The 18,775-nt window shown below is 30.3% G+C and carries 23 protein-coding genes and 1 other annotated feature; all 23 genes read left to right on the top strand.

Annotated features, from left to right (window positions below):
• The 23 genes from BN2409_RS15845 to BN2409_RS15740 all read left to right on the top strand — a co-directional run bounded on the left by BN2409_RS15845 (nucleotide 1) and on the right by BN2409_RS15740 (nucleotide 18,767).
• Complete coding sequence (locus BN2409_RS15845; protein ID WP_053957571.1) at nucleotides 1–342, top strand: histidine triad nucleotide-binding protein; 342 nt, start codon at nucleotides 1–3, stop codon at nucleotides 340–342.
• Nucleotides 343–471: 129 nt separating this feature from the next.
• Complete coding sequence (gene rpsU / locus BN2409_RS15840; protein WP_053957570.1) at nucleotides 472–654, top strand: 30S ribosomal protein S21; 183 nt, start codon at nucleotides 472–474, stop codon at nucleotides 652–654.
• A gap of 18 nt (nucleotides 655–672) precedes the next feature.
• A complete protein-coding gene (locus tag BN2409_RS15835) occupies nucleotides 673–1,116 on the top strand; it encodes a GatB/YqeY domain-containing protein (RefSeq protein WP_053957569.1) in 444 nt (147 codons plus the stop codon).
• 121 nt (nucleotides 1,117–1,237) lie between these two features.
• The gene (locus BN2409_RS15830; RefSeq protein ID WP_278320236.1) at nucleotides 1,238–2,551 is read left to right on the top strand and encodes an NfeD family protein; all 1,314 of its coding nucleotides are present in this window, start codon (nucleotides 1,238–1,240) and stop codon (nucleotides 2,549–2,551) included.
• Between the two features lie 12 nt (nucleotides 2,552–2,563).
• Nucleotides 2,564–3,565, top strand: a complete 1,002-nt coding sequence (floA, locus tag BN2409_RS15825; RefSeq protein ID WP_053957568.1) for a flotillin-like protein FloA — start codon at nucleotides 2,564–2,566, stop codon at nucleotides 3,563–3,565.
• A 26-nt stretch (nucleotides 3,566–3,591) separates the two neighbouring features.
• Nucleotides 3,592–3,972, top strand: a complete 381-nt coding sequence (locus BN2409_RS15820; protein WP_053957567.1) for a hypothetical protein — start codon at nucleotides 3,592–3,594, stop codon at nucleotides 3,970–3,972.
• An 84-nt stretch (nucleotides 3,973–4,056) separates the two neighbouring features.
• Nucleotides 4,057–4,335, top strand: a complete 279-nt coding sequence (gene yqfC / locus BN2409_RS15815; RefSeq protein ID WP_053957566.1) for a sporulation protein YqfC — start codon at nucleotides 4,057–4,059, stop codon at nucleotides 4,333–4,335.
• 11 nt (nucleotides 4,336–4,346) lie between these two features.
• Nucleotides 4,347–5,555 carry a sporulation protein YqfD gene (gene yqfD, locus BN2409_RS15810; protein ID WP_053957565.1) on the top strand — a complete coding sequence of 403 codons (1,209 nt, stop codon included), beginning with the start codon at nucleotides 4,347–4,349 and terminating at the stop codon, nucleotides 5,553–5,555.
• 27 nt (nucleotides 5,556–5,582) lie between these two features.
• Nucleotides 5,583–6,551, top strand: a complete 969-nt coding sequence (locus BN2409_RS15805; RefSeq protein ID WP_053957779.1) for a PhoH family protein — start codon at nucleotides 5,583–5,585, stop codon at nucleotides 6,549–6,551.
• 20 nt (nucleotides 6,552–6,571) lie between these two features.
• Nucleotides 6,572–8,665, top strand: coding sequence for an HD family phosphohydrolase (locus tag BN2409_RS15800; RefSeq protein WP_053957564.1), 2,094 nt, complete (start codon nucleotides 6,572–6,574; stop codon nucleotides 8,663–8,665).
• Nucleotides 8,665–9,120 carry an rRNA maturation RNase YbeY gene (gene ybeY / locus BN2409_RS15795; protein ID WP_053957563.1) on the top strand — a complete coding sequence of 152 codons (456 nt, stop codon included), beginning with the start codon at nucleotides 8,665–8,667 and terminating at the stop codon, nucleotides 9,118–9,120. Before BN2409_RS15800 ends, ybeY begins: the two co-directional genes overlap by 1 nt.
• 5 nt (nucleotides 9,121–9,125) lie before the next feature.
• Nucleotides 9,126–9,824, top strand: a complete 699-nt coding sequence (locus BN2409_RS15790; protein WP_053957562.1) for a diacylglycerol kinase — start codon at nucleotides 9,126–9,128, stop codon at nucleotides 9,822–9,824.
• 51 nt (nucleotides 9,825–9,875) lie between these two features.
• Nucleotides 9,876–11,144, top strand: a complete 1,269-nt coding sequence (locus BN2409_RS15785) for a hemolysin family protein (protein ID WP_110943178.1) — start codon at nucleotides 9,876–9,878, stop codon at nucleotides 11,142–11,144.
• 34 nt (nucleotides 11,145–11,178) lie between these two features.
• Nucleotides 11,179–11,994 carry an ankyrin repeat domain-containing protein gene (locus BN2409_RS15780; RefSeq protein ID WP_053957560.1) on the top strand — a complete coding sequence of 272 codons (816 nt, stop codon included), beginning with the start codon at nucleotides 11,179–11,181 and terminating at the stop codon, nucleotides 11,992–11,994.
• 32 nt (nucleotides 11,995–12,026) lie between these two features.
• Nucleotides 12,027–12,620, top strand: coding sequence for a DUF502 domain-containing protein (locus BN2409_RS15775; RefSeq protein ID WP_199873074.1), 594 nt, complete (start codon nucleotides 12,027–12,029; stop codon nucleotides 12,618–12,620).
• Nucleotides 12,621–12,635: 15 nt separating this feature from the next.
• A complete protein-coding gene (locus BN2409_RS15770; protein ID WP_053957558.1) occupies nucleotides 12,636–13,025 on the top strand; it encodes a cytidine deaminase in 390 nt (129 codons plus the stop codon).
• 19 nt (nucleotides 13,026–13,044) lie between these two features.
• Entirely contained in the window at nucleotides 13,045–13,935 is an 891-nt protein-coding gene (gene era / locus BN2409_RS15765) for a GTPase Era (RefSeq protein WP_053957557.1), read from the top strand.
• Nucleotides 13,936–14,020: 85 nt separating this feature from the next.
• Nucleotides 14,021–14,149, top strand: a complete 129-nt coding sequence (locus tag BN2409_RS17040) for a YqzL family protein (RefSeq protein WP_199873073.1) — start codon at nucleotides 14,021–14,023, stop codon at nucleotides 14,147–14,149.
• Nucleotides 14,150–14,158: 9 nt separating this feature from the next.
• Complete coding sequence (recO, locus tag BN2409_RS15760) at nucleotides 14,159–14,902, top strand: DNA repair protein RecO (protein ID WP_053957556.1); 744 nt, start codon at nucleotides 14,159–14,161, stop codon at nucleotides 14,900–14,902.
• A 21-nt stretch (nucleotides 14,903–14,923) separates the two neighbouring features.
• Entirely contained in the window at nucleotides 14,924–15,460 is a 537-nt protein-coding gene (locus BN2409_RS15755; protein WP_053957555.1) for a DUF4342 domain-containing protein, read from the top strand.
• 46 nt (nucleotides 15,461–15,506) lie between these two features.
• Nucleotides 15,507–15,677, top strand: a binding site (T-box leader).
• Nucleotides 15,678–15,725: 48 nt separating this feature from the next.
• Nucleotides 15,726–17,114, top strand: coding sequence for a glycine--tRNA ligase (locus tag BN2409_RS15750; RefSeq protein WP_053957554.1), 1,389 nt, complete (start codon nucleotides 15,726–15,728; stop codon nucleotides 17,112–17,114).
• 182 nt (nucleotides 17,115–17,296) lie between these two features.
• Nucleotides 17,297–17,938 carry a transcriptional regulator CcpN gene (gene ccpN, locus BN2409_RS15745; protein ID WP_053957553.1) on the top strand — a complete coding sequence of 214 codons (642 nt, stop codon included), beginning with the start codon at nucleotides 17,297–17,299 and terminating at the stop codon, nucleotides 17,936–17,938.
• 16 nt (nucleotides 17,939–17,954) lie between these two features.
• Complete coding sequence (locus BN2409_RS15740) at nucleotides 17,955–18,767, top strand: pyruvate, water dikinase regulatory protein (protein WP_053957552.1); 813 nt, start codon at nucleotides 17,955–17,957, stop codon at nucleotides 18,765–18,767.
• The last annotated feature ends 8 nt before the right edge of the window (nucleotides 18,768–18,775 follow it).

Genomic DNA, 18,775 nt, shown 5'->3' with positions numbered 1-18,775 from the left:
ATGGGTGATTGTATATTTTGTAAAATCATTTCTAAACAAATTCCTTCGAAAATAGTATATGAGGATGATTCAGTAATATCATTTTACGATATAGACCCACAAGCACCTGTTCATATAGTCATTGTTCCTAAGAAACATATAAAGTCTTTAGATCATATCATAGATGAAGATCAAGATCTTATAGGACATATTTTTCTTTGCGCAAAGAAAATTGCAGGTGAGTTAGGATTAAAAGATGGATATAGAATTATAAACAATTGTGGTAAGCTAGGTGGACAAACTGTAGATCATATACATTTTCATCTTCTAGGAGGAAGAGAACTTCAATGGCCACCAGGTTAAAAAGAGTTGCATAAATGAAAGATTTCATGTATAATAACATAGTGTCATTTTGGGATTCTAAATGATGGATACATTTGGTTTTTCCAAAGGACACAGCACAAGTCTGCTAGCGGAGGGAGGGAAAATTATATGTCAACAGAAATTAAAATAGGGGAAAGCGAAACTCTTGAAAGTGCTCTTCGCAGATTCAAGCGTTCCTGTGCAAAGTCAGGTGTTTTATCAGAAGTAAGAAAAAGAGAGCATTACGAAAAGCCTAGCGTGAAACGTAAAAAGAAAGCGGAGGCTGCAAAACGAAACAAGAAAAAATTCTAATTAAAAGAGGTGTGACATATGCTCCTCAAAGAAAGATTGATGGCTGATTTAAAAGAAGCCATGAAAGAAAAAGACAAAATGAAAAAATCTGTTGTGACAATGTTAAGATCTGCGATCAAGCAATATGAAATTGATCATAAAGTAGAACTTGACGACGAAAGCATTTTAGATATTATTTCAAAACAAGTAAAACAAAAAAAAGATGCTATCGATGAATTTGCTAAGGGAGATAGACAAGACTTAGTAGATGAAGCAAAAGCTGAAATAGATATTTTAATGGGTTATTTGCCAGAACAATTGACAAAAGAGGAGCTTTCTCAAATTGTCAGTCAAGTAATTGATGAAGTTGGGGCAAATAGCATGAAAGATATGGGAAAAATTATGTCAGCTATTATGCCTAAAGTCAAAGGTAGAGCTGATGGAAAAACAATTAATCAAATTGTAAAGCAGTTTTTGCAATAAAAAGGCCTAAGAATTCTTAGGTCTTTTCTATTTACCTAAAAAATGGTTTTAAATAAATAGAAAATGTATTATACTATAGATAATTGTTTGGATAACCATATATCTAAAGGAGGTGAAGTTTTTGAAAAGATTGTGGATTTATATGATACTGTGCATACTTTTATTTAGTGTTTGCTTAGGCACTGTCTATGGAGAAAATAAAAGAAATGTATATATTATTCCTATAAACGGAGAAATCAATCCAGCGGTTACTCAATTTGTGGATCAATCTATTAAAGAAGCCGAAGAAGATCCTTCATCGGTGGCTATTATATTTGAGATAGACACTTTAGGAGGAATGATTCAAGAAGCTACCAAAATAAGAGACTTAATTATGAAAACGCCTTTACATACTATTGCTTTTGTCAATCATAAAGCAGAATCTGCTGGAGTACTTATTACAATTTCAGGTAAAAATATAGTTATGAGTGAAGGTAGTACTATTGGTTCTGCAGAAACTATTCCTTATACGGAAAAGAATATCTCCTATTGGAAGGGAGAACTAAGATCTACTGCGGAACAAAGAGGTAGAGATGCAAAATTAATAGAGTCTATGGCAGATAGAAGAATAGAAATCAAAGACCCTAATGATCCTGAAAAGTATATTGTCAAAAAAGGAGAACTGTTAAATCTTACTACAAAAGAAGCCGAAAATTTGAAATTTACTGATTTTGTATCTGGTGATTATGATGAGATTCTTCACCATTTTCAAATTAAAAATACGCAAAAAATTCATGTAAAGACAGATTTAAAAGTAAACATTGCTCAATTAGTAAGCAGTTCTGTATTTTTGCCAGTTCTTTTGAGCATAGGTTTTATTGGAATGATTGTAGAAGTGTTTACTCCTGGATTTGGAATAGGAGGAACTATTAGCTTAATTGCTTTTGTAACTTTTTTTGGGGGAAGTATGTTAGCAGGAAATGCAGGAGTTATGGTTATACTACTTTTTATAGTAGGAATTATTCTTTTATTTGTTGAAATGGCTATACCAGGTTTTGGAGCTCCTGGTATTGGTGGTGTGTTATGTATGATTACAAGTATTGTTTTGGCATCAGATTCTTTTGTTCTTGGAATTACTTCTTTAGTAATTGCTTTAGTATTAACGGTTATTGTAGCAGGAATTCTTATAAAATATGGACCAAAGAATAGATACTTAGATAAAATTATTTTATCTACCAAATTAGAAAAAGAAAAAGGTTTTGTATCTATAAAGGAAGATTTAAGTTTAATTGGAAAAGAGGGAGTTGCCATTACGTCCCTTAGACCTTCTGGAATGGTACAAATAGAAGAAAAAAGAATTGATGTTGTGACGGAGGGAGAATTTGTAGAAAAGGGTACAAGGGTTAAAATTATAAAAATAGAAGGTAGAAGAATTATTGTACAAAAAATAGTATAGGAGGTTTTTAGAATGAATCCAATAATTGGTTTTGGGATTATTTTGATTGTGGGATTATTACTTTTAGGATTGTTACTTAGTTTTATTCCTGTAGGACTGTGGATTACTGCATATTTTTCAGGAGTAAAAATAGGAATTTTTACTTTAATAGGAATGAGATTTAGGAGAGTATCTCCTTCAAGAATTGTAAACCCTCTTATTAAAGCTACTAAAGCAGGTCTTGATTTAAATATTGACAAATTAGAAGCCCATTATCTTGCAGGAGGAAATGTAAATAGTGTTGTAGATGCACTTATTGCAGCACAAAGAGCAGATATATCTTTAGAATTTGAAAGAGCAGCAGCCATAGAACTTGCAGGAAGAGAAGTATTAGGAGCAGTACAAGTAAGTGTAAATCCAAAGGTCATTGAAACCCCCAAAGTAGCTGCTGTTGCAAAAGATGGGATTGAGGTAATGGTAAAAGCAAGAGTAACAGTAAGAGCGAACATTGAAAGATTAGTAGGAGGAGCAGGAGAAGAAACAATTATTGCCAGAGTAGGAGAAGGTATTGTAACTACTGTAGGATCAGCTGAAAGTCACAAGGAAGTGCTAGAAAATCCTGATAAAATTTCAAGAACTGTTTTAGCAAAAGGACTAGATTCAGGAACTGCTTTTGAAATATTATCTATTGATGTTGCAGATATAGATGTAGGAAGAAATATAGGAGCACAACTTCAAACGGATCAAGCAGAAGCAGATAAAAGAATCGCACAAGCCAAAGCAGAAGAAAGAAGAGCTATGGCTGTTGCAAAAGAACAAGAAATGGTTGCAGCAGTTCAAGAGATGCGTGCTAAGGTAGTAGAAGCAGAAGCAGAAGTACCAAAGGCTATGGCACAAGCATTAAGAGAAGGAAAACTTGGAGTAATGGATTATTATAATATGCAAAATATTATGGCAGATACAAGTATGAGAAAGAGTATATCTAATGTAGGACAAGGAAAAGAACAAGATCAAAATCCTAAAATAAAAAAATAAGGGTTTGATTTAAAGGATGTGATCATATGTGGGATGCTGATGATGTAATTCCTATTATAGGGATTGTTGCTTCTGCACTAATTACTTTTTTAAAAAAAGATGAAAAAAAGGAAAAGAAGAAAAAAAGAAATTTATCAGTTAACAAATCGCAACCTATAAAAGCGATGAAAGAAGAAAAGAAAGATATAAATGAAAAAAAAGAAATCATCAAAGAGCAAATACAAGAGCAGTTAGAAGTACCTACAGTATATGAAGAAGAGGTAATACTCAAAGAAGAAAAAAAAGATGAAATTCAAAGAAGTGAAATAGGAAGAGAAAACTTTATATTGAATCAAAATGACTTGATCAAAGGAGTTATTTTATCAGAAATATTAGATAAGCCTAAAGCTTTAAGAAAAAAGTTGTGAAAATTTTTCACAACTTTTTTTGTTTGAAAGAAAGGAATAGTAAAAATTTTGAGAGCATAAACTGAAAATAAAGGGGGAGTAGGTATGAATTCAAAAACAAGTGAAATAAAGGAAAGTATATCAGAACTTTTAGAACTTCCCAAGGATATTATATTAGATTTGCCTAGAATTACCTTGCTAGGAAATTTGCAGATCTATATTGAAAACCATAAAGGGATTATAGAATATTCAAAAGTAAGAATAAGGATTAATACAAAAAATGGAATATTATCTATACTTGGAACAAATCTTTCTATTAAGACCATTATCACTGAAGAAATTATTATAACGGGCACGATTCATAGTATGGAATTTGTAAAATAGGAGGGGAGAGCTTGCTAGCAATAAAATTATGGAATATATTAAGAGGATATGTAGTGATTCGAATTGAAGGATTGTCATTAGAAAAATTTATTAATTATGCCATTGCAAAAGGTATATATTTTTGGGATATTATTAGAATAGACTATACAACACTAGAAGCAAAAGTAGGTATAAATGGATACAAAGAACTTAGACATATTGTGAAAAGAACTGGTTGTAAGGTGAAAATCAATCAAAAAATAGGATATCCTTTTTTTATGCATAGAATGAAGGAAAGAAAAATGTTTATTACAGGATTTATTTTCTGTATTTTTATGGTTTTTATGATGACTTCTTTTATATGGAATATAGAAATTGTTGGTAATGAAAAAAATTCAGAAAATGATATAATCAAGTATTTAGATACATTAGGGTTATATGAAGGAGCGTTAAAATATAAGCTGAATTTATCAGATATTGAAAACAATATGATGATAAAATTAGATCATTTGACTTGGGTAGGAATTCATATTCAAGGAACCAAAGCAATTGTAGAGATTGTAGAGGGAATTGATCCTCCTAAAATTATTCCTAAAAATATTCCTTGTGATCTTGTAGCTAAGAAAAAAGGAGTCATTGAAAAAGTTATTGCTAGAAATGGGGATGCCCTTGTGCAAAGGGGAGATATTGTAAAGAAAGGGCAAAGATTAATTACAGGACAGATTCAAAGGGAAGAGATAGATACTAGATATGTACATGCATTAGGAGAAATTTTTGCCAGAACTTATTATGAAAAAGAAGATGAAATTTCTTTGAGTGAGATAAAAAAAATAAAAACTGGAAAGAAATTCACTAGAAGGATTGCAAAAATTGGAAATAATCAAATTATTTTAAGTCTAGAAGAAATTCCTTATAAAAATGTTATAATTGAGAGGAGAAACAAAAGACTTTTAAACTGGAGGAATATTCAAATTCCTGTCGAATTTATTACAGAAGATTATTATGAAGTGATTCAGAAAAAAGAAACCATTAATGAAAGTATTGCTAAAGATGCATTAGTGGAAAAAATGACAGTAGATTTGGTAAAAAATATACCTCAAAATGCAAGTATATTAAATCAAGATATAGTATTTTCAAAGAAAGGCAATAAAATAAAAGGGAAATTAATCATTGAGGTATTAGAGGAAATCGGAGAACAACAAAAGATTACACCACATATAGAATTGAAGGAGGACTTGTGATTGGAAACAAAAGTAATAGAAAAAAGAATGAACATGGAGGAATTTGATTATACAAAAGAAATTTTTGGAAATTTTGATGAACATATAAAGATTATAGAAGATGGTTTAGGCATAAATATTGTATCTAGAGGTGGAGAAATTGTAATTATAGGAGAATCTCAGAAAGTAAATAGAACAGAAAGATTATTATCTAATTTAATGGAAATAATCAACAAAGGAGAAAGGTTAGATCCTCAAAAGATTACTTATTCTATAACTCTTTTGAAAAAGGGTGAAGAAACACAAATGCAAGAACTAGATGATATTGTTTGTGTAAGTGCAAAAGGAAAACAAATTAAACCTAAAACCATAGGTCAAAAAAAATACGTACAAAGTATTAAAAAGAATGATGTAGTTTTTGGAATAGGTCCTGCAGGTACGGGAAAAACCTATTTAGCTATGGCAATGGCAGTTTCTGCATTTAAAAATAAAGAAGTAAGTAGAATTATTTTGACAAGACCAGCAGTAGAAGCAGGTGAGAGCTTAGGTTTTTTGCCAGGGGATTTACAAGATAAAGTAGATCCATATTTAAGACCATTATATGATGCCTTATATGATATATTGGGAGGAGAAACATTTTTAAAGTATAAAGAAAGGGGTATGATAGAAGTAGCACCCCTAGCTTATATGAGAGGAAGAACATTAAATGATTCTTTTATTATATTAGATGAAGCACAAAATACAACAAAAGAACAGATGAAAATGTTTCTTACAAGGTTAGGGATAGGATCTAAAGCCATTGTAACAGGAGATATTACTCAAATAGACCTTCCAAGAGGAAAAGCATCAGGACTTAAAGAAGCTGTAGAGATTTTATCAGAGGTAGAAGGAATAGGATTTATATTTTTAAATGAAAACGATGTAGTGAGACATTCATTAGTTCAAAGAATTATAAGAGCTTATGATAAATTTGAAAAACAAAAAGAAATAAAGGATAAGAAAAATAGGATGAGATAATCCATTAGGAGGAAATCCATATGCATTTTTTTAAGCATATTATAAAGGATGTCAATAAAAATGTCATGATAAAGTTTTTTAAAAAAAGAAGTGTAAATTATATCATGCTTATGATTATTCCTTTTATAGTTTTATTTTTTAGTACCGTTGCAACGCTTGCTCCTCAGAAATATGAATTAGAAGTAGGACAAAAGGCACCAGAAGATTTAAGAGCACCTAGAGATATAGAAGATAAAAAAGAGACAGACAGGCTAATTCAAAAGGCAGTACAAGCTGTTGAACCTAGAGAAAAAATTGATCCTACGATTCAAATAGATAGCAAAAAAAAAGCAGAAAGATTCTTTAAAGGCATAGATCAGATTCGTCAAATGGAAGATATTTCAGAAGAAGAAAAATTAATTCTTGCAAAGGATAAAAATGTATTAAAATTAAGTGAAAAAGATTTACTTCTTTTATTAACAATTGCTGAAAAAGATTTAAAAAATATAGAAAGCTATGCTTATGAAATGATTATGCAGGTTATGTCTACTGGGATTAAGGAAGAGGAAATAGACAAAGAAAAGAAAAATATTGAAAATTATTTTAATGGAATCAATGAATTTAACCCTTCTATGAGAATGCTAGGAAGTAAGATTGTGAATCATTCCATTGAGCCTAATCGATTTTTAGATGAAGAAACAACACAGCAAAAAATAAAAGAAGCAGAGGAGAGTATTGAAAAAGTTATTATAAAAAAAGGAAGTATCATTGTAAATGAAGGAGAGAGTATCACAAAAGAACAATTGCAGATATTAACAAATGTAGGAATGACCAAACAAGAGGGACAAGATTTATCTTTATATTTAGGAACTGCTCTTTTAATTATAATGGTTCAATCTCTGCTCATTGCTTATTTATATGTATTCAACAAGGAGATATGTGATTCTTTACCTAAGTTGTATTTAATCGAGATTATATTTTTATCTGTATATTTAGTATCTAAAACTACCTATCAAATATCTAGTTATGTAGCGCCAGTAGCTACAGCTGCTATGCTCATTAGTATATTGTTAGATGCAAAGTTGGCTATGGCAGTAAACTTAGGTATGAGTGTATTACTGACTTTAAATAATGGAAATCATATGGGCTTTTTTATTACAACATTGATAGGAGGAACGATAGGAGCTTTTAGTGGAGCTCATACCCATCAAAGGTCTAATATTTTTTTATCAGGACTTTTGGTAAGTATAAGCAATGTAGTAGGAATGATGGGCATTTCACTGATTAATCATTATGAATGGTATAAAATATTAGTAGATAGTTTCTATGGTCTATTAAACGGTATATTTTGTGCCATACTCACAATAGGTACGTTACCATTTTGGGAATCTGCTTTTCATATTTTAACACCATTAAAGCTTTTAGAGTTATCCAATCCAAATCAACCTGTACTTAAAAAGCTTTTATTGGAAGCACCTGGGACTTATCATCATAGCATTATTGTTGGAAATTTAAGTGAAGCAGCAGCAGATGCTATAGGTGGAGATGAGCTTTTAGCTAGGGTTAGTGCTTATTATCACGATATTGGAAAGTTAAAAAGACCTTATCTATTTAAAGAAAATCAACTTACTTGTGAAAATCCACATGATAAGATTGGTCCTAGATTAAGTTCGAAAATTATTACAAGCCATGTAAAAGATGGTATAGAAATGGCAAAACAAGCAAAACTTCCTCAAGAAATTATAGAGGTTATTGAACAACATCATGGAGATACATTAGTAAAATTCTTTTATCATAAAGCAAAAATAGAGGAAAAAAATGATCAATTAAATGATGATGATTTTAGATACAAAGGTAGAAAGCCTCAAAGTAAAGAAGCTGCTATCGTCATGATGGCAGATTCTGTAGAAGCTGCTGTAAGAAGTATGCCAGAGCCTACTCCTGAAAAAATGAAAAATTTGATTAAAAAAATAATAAAAGATAAGCTTGAAGATGAACAATTGTCAGAATGTCCGATTACACTCAAAGATTTGGAAAAAATTGCAACATCTTTTCAAACGGTGTTGTCAGGAATTTTTCATGAAAGAATAGAATATCCAGAAATGGATACAAAAAAGATAGAGGTGGCGAAATAATGGAAGTAATTATTGACAATAGACAAGAAAAAATAAAATATGATCTAAAGATTGAAAAATTAATAGTAGATGCAGTATCTTTATCTCTAGAAAAGGAAAATGTAGATAAAGAGGTAGAGGTAAGTGTATCTTTTGTAGATAATGAAGAAATTCATAAGCTAAATAAAGAATATAGAGAGGTAGATCGTCCTACAGATGTGTTGTCTTTTCCACAATATGAAAATATGAAAGATATTGAAAAATTTTCATCGTTGGGAGATATTGTTATTTCTTTAGAGAGAGCAAAAGAGCAATCAGAGGAATATGAACATTCTTTTGAAAGAGAAGTATTGTTTTTAACTGTCCATAGTATGTTTCATCTTTTTGGGTATGATCATGATACAGAAGAAAATACAAAAAAAATGAGGCAAAAAGAGGAAGAAGTTTTAAGTAAAATGGGTATATTAAGAAAGTAAGGATTATGAAAGTAAGAAAATTAATAGATAGCTTTAATTATGCTATTGATGGGATTATATATACTTTGAAAACTCAGCGCAATATGCGTATTCATTTTACTATGGCAGTGAGTGTATTATTTTTAAGTCTATTTTTTCATTTATCTAAGCTTGAAGTATTAATTTTATTTTTTACAATTGCCCTTGTAATTATTGCTGAGATGGTCAATACTTCTATTGAAGCAACTATAGATTTGATTACTAAGGAATATCATGAGTTAGCTAAAATTGCTAAAAATGTAGCAGCAGGTGCAGTACTGATTGCAGCTTTTAATGCTATTATTGTTGCGTATCTTATATTTTTTGATGAATTTAGTAATTTGACAGAAAACGTTCTTCATAAAGTAAAAAGAATGCCCATTCATATTACTTTTATTAGTTTAATTATTGTCATTTTTGTAGTGATTAGTGTGAAAGCATATACAAATACTGGAACTCCTTTAAGAGGAGGAATGCCTAGTGGTCATGCAGCTTTAGCATTTGCTATTGTCATTGCAGTTGCTTTTTTATCAGAAAACGCTCTTGTTATTACTTTGTGTCTATTCTTAGCTATTTTAGTTGCTCAAAGTAGAATAGAAGGAGGTATTCATACTTTTTTTCAAGTTATGATGGGTGCTATTTTAGGACTTATGATTACAGGTTTGATTTTTAAGCTGATTTATTAGGGGAGTAGATCAACTGCTCCCTTTTATAGACAACATTTGGGAGGTATGATTTTGTTTACATACGAAGAATGGATTAAGATTGTTTTGCTTATTATATTGCTTACTTTGTCCGCTCTTTTTTCAAGTGCAGAAACTGCTCTTACTTCTATGAATATCATAAAAGTAAAAAAGCTTCAAAATGAAGGAATCAAAAATGTAGATGTTTTAAAAAGATTGATACAAAAAACTCCTAAAATGATTGCAACTATATTGATAGGAAATAATATTGTCAATATTGCTGCTACTGCTATTGCCACAGAACTTACTTTTAAAATTTTTTCAGGAAAAAATGCCACAGTCTTTGTAACTTTTACCATGACATTACTTATCCTTATATTTGGAGAAATTACTCCAAAGACGTATTCTGCAGAGAACCCTGAAAAGGTAGCGTTAAAATTAGGAAGATCCTTAGAAGTATTATCTATTATTTTAAATCCTATTTTGAAAATTCTAACAGGAATGACCAAGTTTATTATGAAGTTATTTGGCGTGAATGCAAAAAAACCAAATGCATTGGTATCAGAAGAAGAAATACTGACTCTTATGGATGTAGGAGAGGAAGTAGGGATTATACAAAGTGATGAAAAAGAAATGATCAATAGTATATTTGAAATAGGAGATATTGAAGTAACAGAAGTGATGGTGCCAAGAATAGATATGGTTTATCTTGAGCAAGATGCTAGTTTAGGAGAATCACTTGAGACGGTGATTCAACATGGATATTCTAGAATCCCCGTAATCAAAGATACTATAGATGATGTCATTGGTATTTTATATGCAAAAGATTTATTAATTTATTCAAAGGAAGAAGAGAAAAACTATGACTTTGATCTTTTAAAATTTGTTAGAAGTGCCTATTATGTTCCAGAAAGTAAAAAGGTAAGAGATCTTTTAAAGGAAATGCAAAAGGAAAAAATCCATATTGCAATTGTATTAGATGAATATGGGGGAACTTTAGGACTTGTAACCATAGAGGATATTTTAGAAGAAATTGTGGGAGATATTATAGATGAATATGACAATGAAATAGACTATATAGAAGAATTAGGAGAACATTCATTAATTGTAAATGCAAAAGCTTCTATTGAAGAAATTAATGAAAGATTAGCAGTAAATCTTTCTGAAGAAGAATATGAATCTATAGGAGGATTTGTATTTAATATATTGGGAAGAGTTCCTGTTAAAGGAGATGAAATTGAATTAGAAAATATAAAAATTAAGGTTTTAAATGTACAAAATAGAAGAATAAAACAGTTAGAAATCAAAAAAGTAAATCAATAAGACAAATTTTACATCAAAAAAGGGGAGACAAAAAATGAAAGAAAAAGAATTAGTTGAAATTTTAAAAAATGGTGATGTAGATGGATTAATATCTATTATAGAGAATGATTCTGATATATGTGTGGACAAGGAGTATGCATTAAGATTTAGTGCAGAAAATGGACAGTTAGAAATGACTCAGTATTTAGTAGAAAAAGGCGCAGGTCTTCATACGGATCAAGATTATCCTCTAAGATGGAGTGCTAGTGAAGGACATACAGAATTAGTGAAATATTTAGTAGAAAAAGGTGCCCATATTCATGCTGCTAACGATTATGCCTTAAGATGGAGTGCGAATAGAGGTCACATAGAGATTGTCAAATATTTAGTAGAAAAGGGTGCCAACATTCATGCTGAGAATGATTGTGCATTAAAAATGAGTGCTATTAATGGGCATATAGAAGTCGTTCAGTATTTAGTAGAAAAAGGTGCAAATATTCATGCTAAAGATGACATTGCTTTTAGATTAAGTGCTAAAAATGGACATTTAGAGGTTGTCAAATATTTGGTTGAGAAAGGGTCAGACATATATATTGATAATGATTATGCCTTAAGATGGAGTGCAGGTTTTGGCCATATAGAGATTGTAAAATATTTAGTAGAAAAAGGCAATTATAATCATATTAGATATTCTGATAAAATAAATCCAAAAGAGGGTATTCTTTTATATTTTAAAGATAAAGATTTAATGATTACGAATTATTTTACTGGAACTTTAGAAAATTTTAAAAATAGAGTAGAAGAAACTTATAAAAAAAGTAATGAACAATACTATAAGGAATATAGAGATTTTATAGAAAAATGCAAATAAAGAGGAGGTAAAATCATATAGAAATGTTTTCTATGAAAAACATAAGAAAGATGTTTATTACAGGTCTTTTGGTACTTATACCAATTGTAGTGACTGTATCTTTGATAGGATGGGTATTTAATAAAATAGATTCTATATTTAGAATTCCACTAGAAAAAATTATAGGATTTCCTCTTATTGGGGTAGGCGTTGTTTTAAATCTAATCATTATTACGATCACAGGTTTTTTTGCTACAAACTATTTGGGAAAACAAATTATTTGTTTTGTTGAAAAGACATTGACAAAAATTCCATTGGTAAACACTATATATATATCTGTAAAGCAGCTTATTGATACTCTTTTTTTAAAACAAAGAGATGCTTTTAAGAGTGCGGTTTTGGTACAATATCCCTCAAAGGGTATTTATACTATAGGGTTTATTACAGGAGATACCTCCTCTGAGATTTCAAGTACTTTGAATCAGGATATGAAAAGTATTTTTATTCCAACTACGCCGAATCCTACGTCTGGCATGCTTGTGATGATTCCTAAAAATGATATTATCATGCTAGATATTTCTATTGAAGCAGCTCTAAAACTTGTTGTGTCTGGGGGAATTTTACTTCCTGATAAAGGGAAAAAATAAGGAAGGAGAAAAATTATGGATTACAAACAATTATTTCAAAGAGCAGTAGAAGCAAGAAAAAATGCATATGTTCCTTATTCTAAATTTAGAGTAGGAGCAGCGCTTTTAACTCATAATGGAAAAATATATACAGGCTGTAATATAGAATGTGCATCCTTTGGGGCTACCAATTGTGCAGAAAGAACGGCGATTTTTAAGGCTGTATCAGAAGGAAATAAAGATTTTGAGGCTATTGCAATCGCTAGCGATAATGAAGATTATACATTTCCATGTGGAATTTGTAGACAGGTTATTTTTGAATTTGGAAAAAGCATAAAAATAATTGTAGGTAAATCAAATGAAGATTTAAAAATTATGACTATAGAAGAATTGTTACCTAATGGATTTTCAAAAGAAGATTTTTAAATAGGAGGAATGTAAATAAATGAAATTTAAATCAGGATTTGTAACTATTATAGGAAGACCAAACGTGGGAAAATCTACATTAATGAATCAAATCATAGGAGAAAAAATAGCCATCATGTCTGATAAACCTCAGACTACTAGAAATAGGATTCAAACTATTTATACAGAGGATCATTTTCAAATTATATTTTTAGATACTCCTGGTATGCATAAACCTAAGAATAAACTAGGGGAGTATATGCAAAAAACGGCGCAGCAAACATTAAATGAAGTAGACCTTATTTTGTTAGTGATTGATGATACAGCAGATATGGGACCAGGGGATCAATATATATTGGAAATGTTAAAAAATGTAAAAACGCCTATTTTTCTTGTAGTCAATAAGATGGATCGAATTCCTCCAGAAAAATTTGAAAAGATATATGAAATGTATACAAAAGAAAATATATTTCGTGAACTTGTAGCTATATCTGCATTAGAGAGTAAAAATGTTGAAAAATTAGTTGGAAAAATAGTGGAATTTTTACCAGAAGGTCCTCAGTATTTCCCAAAGGATATGATTACGGATCAACCAGAAAAAGTAATTGTTAGTGAAATTATAAGAGAAAAAATACTTCATTATCTTCATGAAGAAGTTCCTCATGGAGTAGCAGTAGAAGTTATGAGTATGAAAAATAGACAAGATAAAGATATTGTAGACATTAGTGCTACTATTTATTGTGAAAAAAAATCTCACAAAGGAATTATCATTGGTAAAGGTGGAAGAAAATTAAAAGGAATAGGAAAAAGTGCAAGAGAAGATATTGAAAGACTTTTAGGATCTAAAGTGTTTTTAGAGCTTTGGGTAAAAATAAAAGAAGACTGGAGAGATCACGAAAATATTTTAAATACTTTAGGATACAAATTGTAACCTAGTAAAATTTACAATGTATACTAACACCCATAAGGAAAAAGAATAAAAATGAGATTTACTATATACAAAAGAGGTGAGTCGGGTGTTAGAAAAAATGTTGTGGAATTTATTTTTAGTTACAGGGGATGTGGATGTTTATTTAAATTATAAAGAGTTAGGAGAAGAAACAGAAGAAAAAAAGACCAAAGATTTAAAAGATATATGCTCTTGAGGTGATGAAGTGCTTATAAAGACAGATGCGGTAGTGTTAAAGCAAACAAAGTTTGGTGAAGGAGATGCCATTGTAACTTTATTTGCAAAAAAGGTAGGGAAAATACAAGCAGTAGCTAAGGGAGTAAAAAGAACAAAGGGAAAATATGCTGTAGGAACGCAACCTTTTTGTTATGGAGAATATGTATTATACAAGGGAAAAGAGCTATATCAAATTTCTCAAATAGATTTAAAAAATTCTTTTTATAAACTTCGAGAAGATGTGCTGACATTGGCGTATGCTTCATATATATTAGAATTAACAGAAAATGTTTTAACAGAGGGTCAAACAAATCATAGACTTTTTTATACTTTATTAAAATGGATACATATTTTTTCATTACAAAAAGGGAATCACGAAACTTTAGTAAAAGCTTATGAAATGAAATTAATAAGTTTTTCGGGGTATGAACCCCAGCTTGAAAGTTGTGTTTGTTGTGGAAAAACAGCTGAAAAAGCAAAATTTAGTTCAAGAGAGGGAGGAATTTTATGTAGAGAATGTTTTGCTCAAGATCCTTATGCTATGAAAATTTCAAAAGTAACTATTAATGTAATGAGGTATTTGATAGAAGCAGATTTAGAAAAAATTTGTAGACTCAAAATTAAACCAGATGTATTAAAGGAATTAAATAAAATTGTAAAGCATTATATTTCTACACATATAGGAAAAGATAAATTTAAATCTATGGCTTTTTTACAAGCCATACAACCATAAAAAATAAAGGTGGTGTTATGTATGGAAATTACACTAGAACAAATCGATCAAGTAAGGGATAGAACAGGTGTTAGCTACAAAGAAGCACGTGAAGCTTTAGAGGTAGCAGGGGGAAATGTAATAGATGCAATTATACTCATTGAAGAAAAACAAAGTAAAAACTTTAAGGAAAATATTTCTGGAGTAGGAAATGATATAGTAGAAAAGTTAAAAGAGATTGTAAAAAAGGGAAATATAACAAAGATAGTATTTAAAAAAGATGGAGAAGTAATGATGAATATTCCTGTAACAGCAGGAGCCGTAGGCGCTTTTTTAGCTCCTCAAATCGCTATGATTGGAACTTTGGCAGCACTAGCAACAAAATGTAAAATTGAGATTGTCAAAACTGATGGAGAAGTAGTAGACTTAAATGAAATGGCAGAAGGCGCTTTAGATAATATGAAAAATACAGCAGAGGATACATTTGAGCAAATTAAATCGAAGATGAGTGTGAACAAAAATAAAGTAGATCTTAATAAAGATGAAGCTGTAGATATAGAAAAAAAGGAAGAAGAATAAGTCTTTACAGAAAGAAGTTAATATGGTAAAATCTTAGACAAATCTAATAATCATGATGACAGAGAGAAGTAATCAAAAGTAAAATCACAGAGAGTCGGGGATGCTGAGAATCCGATATTGTATTTTGGTGAAAGGCACTCTAGAGTGAATAGTTGAAAGTGGATACATTAGTATCAACTAGGGTGGAACCGCGGAAGTAAAACCTTTCGTCCCTTGATAGGGATGAAGGGTTTTTTATATTTTTGAAAGAAACAGGAGGATAAAAATGAATACACAAAAATCAATGGAAAAAGTAGTATCATTGGCAAAAGGAAGAGGATTTATATTTCCAGGATCAGAAATATATGGAGGTCTTGCCAATACATGGGATTATGGACCTTTAGGAGTAGAATTAAAAAATAATGTAAAAAAAGCTTGGTGGAAAAAATTTATTCAAGAATCTCCATACAATGTAGGATTGGATGCGGCGATTCTTATGAATCCTCAAACTTGGGTAGCATCAGGTCACGTAGGAGGATTTAATGATCCATTATTAGACTGTAAAAGCTGTAAATCACGTTTTAGGGCAGATAAACTAATCGAAGATTATCTAATGACACAAAATGAAGAAATGAATGTAGATGGTTGGTCCAATGAAAAAATGGAAAATTATATAAAAGAAAAAGATATCAAATGTCCTGAATGTGGAGAACTAAATTATACAAGCATTAGACAATTTAATTTAATGTTTAAAACTTATCAAGGGGTAACTGAAGATTCAAAATCAGAAATATATTTAAGACCTGAGACTGCTCAAGGAATATTTGTAAACTTTAAAAATGTAGCAAGAGCATCTAGAAAAAAAATGCCTTTTGGAATAGGACAAATAGGAAAATCTTTTAGAAATGAGATTACTCCTGGTAATTTTACATTTAGAACTCGTGAATTTGAACAAATGGAGCTTGAGTTTTTCTGTAAACCTGGAGAAGATTTAGAATGGTTTTATTATTGGAAAGAGTTTTGTAAAGAATGGTTATTATCATTAAATATAAACGAAGACAATATTCGTCTAAGAGATCATGATCAAGAGGAATTATCACATTATAGCAATGCTACAACAGACATAGAATATTTATTTCCATTTGGTTGGGGAGAGCTTTGGGGAATTGCAGATCGAACAGATTTTGACTTAAAACAACATAAAGAACATTCAGGAGTAGATTTAAGCTATCAAGATCCCGTTACAAATGAAAAATATATTCCATATTGTATTGAACCATCTTTAGGAGCAGACAGAGTAACTTTGGCATTTCTAGTAGATGCATATGAAGAGGAAGCATTAGATGATGGAACTACAAGAACTGTATTAAAACTTCATCCGGCTTTATCTCCATACAAAGTTTGTATTTTGCCACTTACTAAAAAATTAAGTGAAGGTGCAGAAGAGTTGTATGCACAATTATCTAAAAAGTTCATGGTAGATTATGATATATCAGGAAGTATTGGAAAAAGATATAGAAGACAAGATGAAATTGGAACGCCATTTTGTGTGACTTATGATTTTGATACATTAGAAGATCATTCAGTTACTGTAAGAGATAGAGATACTATGGAGCAAGAAAGAGTGAAAATAGAAGACTTAGAAAAATATATAGAATCAAAATTAGAATTTTAATGATATGGAGAAAATAAAGGAGGCGAAGTGATAAAATGTCTCCTTTATTTTTTTTACAAAAATAATTTTAAAAAAAATGCAAAAAAATATAGAAATAATCACAAATATTTGTTACAATCTATATATAATATAACATATAAACATAAATAGTATAACATATTACATAAAACGGAGATAAAGAGGTGATCACCATAGAGTTTACAGAGCGACAAAAAAAGATTATTGATATCGTAAAAGAAAAGGAGCCTATTACGAGCGAACAGATTGCCAATTTGTTAAAGGTTACAAGAGCTACATTAAGACCGGATTTAGCTATTTTGACTATGACGGGAATGTTAGATGCAAGACCTAAAGTGGGTTATTTGTATTCGGGAAATATACCTATTAATTTGATTTCAGAAGAAATTCACCGTATTAAAGTAAAAGAAATTAAATCTATGCCTATTGTAGTGGGAGAGCAAACAAATCTATATGATGCAATTGTTACTTTGTTTTTAGAAGATGTAGGCAGTATTTTTGTGACATCTAATAACTATCTTGTAGGTATTGTATCCAGAAAGGATTTTTTAAGAACAATTATGGGTGGAACGGATGTAAACAAAGTACCTGTAGGTTTGATTATGACTAGAATGCCTAATATTGTCATGACGTATCCAGATGAAACTGCTCTAGAAGCTGCCATTAAAATTATAGATCATCAAGTAGATAGTCTTCCAGTAGTGGAGAAAGTTATAGAAGATGGCAAGGAATTTTTTAAAGTGGTAGGAAAAGTATCTAAAACCAATATAACTAAATTATTTGTAGAACTTGGAAGGCAGCAATAAAAAAGGAGGAATGCGCATGGATCGCAGGCTAGTGGTATATATTATTTCTGACTCTATAGGAGAAACAGGAGAACAAGTTGTAAAAGCAGCAACAAGTCAATTCTTATGCAAAAATTGTGAATTTAGGAGATTTCCATATATATCAGATGAAGATCAGATTGTTGAAATTATAAATGAAGCAAGTCATGAAAATTCTTTTATTGTTTTTACAATGGTGATTCCTTCTTTAAGAAGAGTTTTAGAGGAAAAAGCAAAGGAAAAAAATATTATTGCTATTGATATTATGACTCCTATTACAGAAGCTTTAGAGAAAACTTTAGGAGAATCTCCTAAAAATGAACCAGGACTTATTAGAAAATTAGATGAAAAGTATTTCAAAAAAATAGAAGCTATAGAATTCGCGGTAAAATATGATGATGGAAAAGATCCGAGGGGACTTAAAAAAGCAGATGCAGTTTTAATAGGAATTTCAAGAACATCTAAGACCCCCCTTAGTATGTATTTAGCTCATAAAAATATAAAAGTAGCCAATGTTCCATTAGTTCCAGAGGTACCTGTACCAGAAGAATTATTTAATGTTCCTGCTAAAAAGATTATAGGCCTTACTACAAATCCTATTAAATTAAATGAAATAAGACAGGAAAGACTCAAAGCATTAGGTCTTAAAAATGAAGCGAATTATGCAAGTATGGAAAGAATTTTAATGGAACTGGATTATGCGGAAGGTATTATGAAAAGAGTAGGATGTCCTATCATTGATGTATCTTCTAAAGCTATTGAAGAAAGTGCAAATATTATTTTAGAAATATTAAAAGAAAATTGGAAATAATGAAAGGG

This window comes from Inediibacterium massiliense, from assembly GCF_001282725.1.
Taxonomy (GTDB): Bacteria; Bacillota; Clostridia; order Peptostreptococcales; family Thermotaleaceae; genus Anaerophilus; species Anaerophilus massiliensis.
The sequence above is the reverse complement of the archived record's forward strand: the minus strand, read 5'-3'. Positions and strand labels throughout refer to the sequence as shown.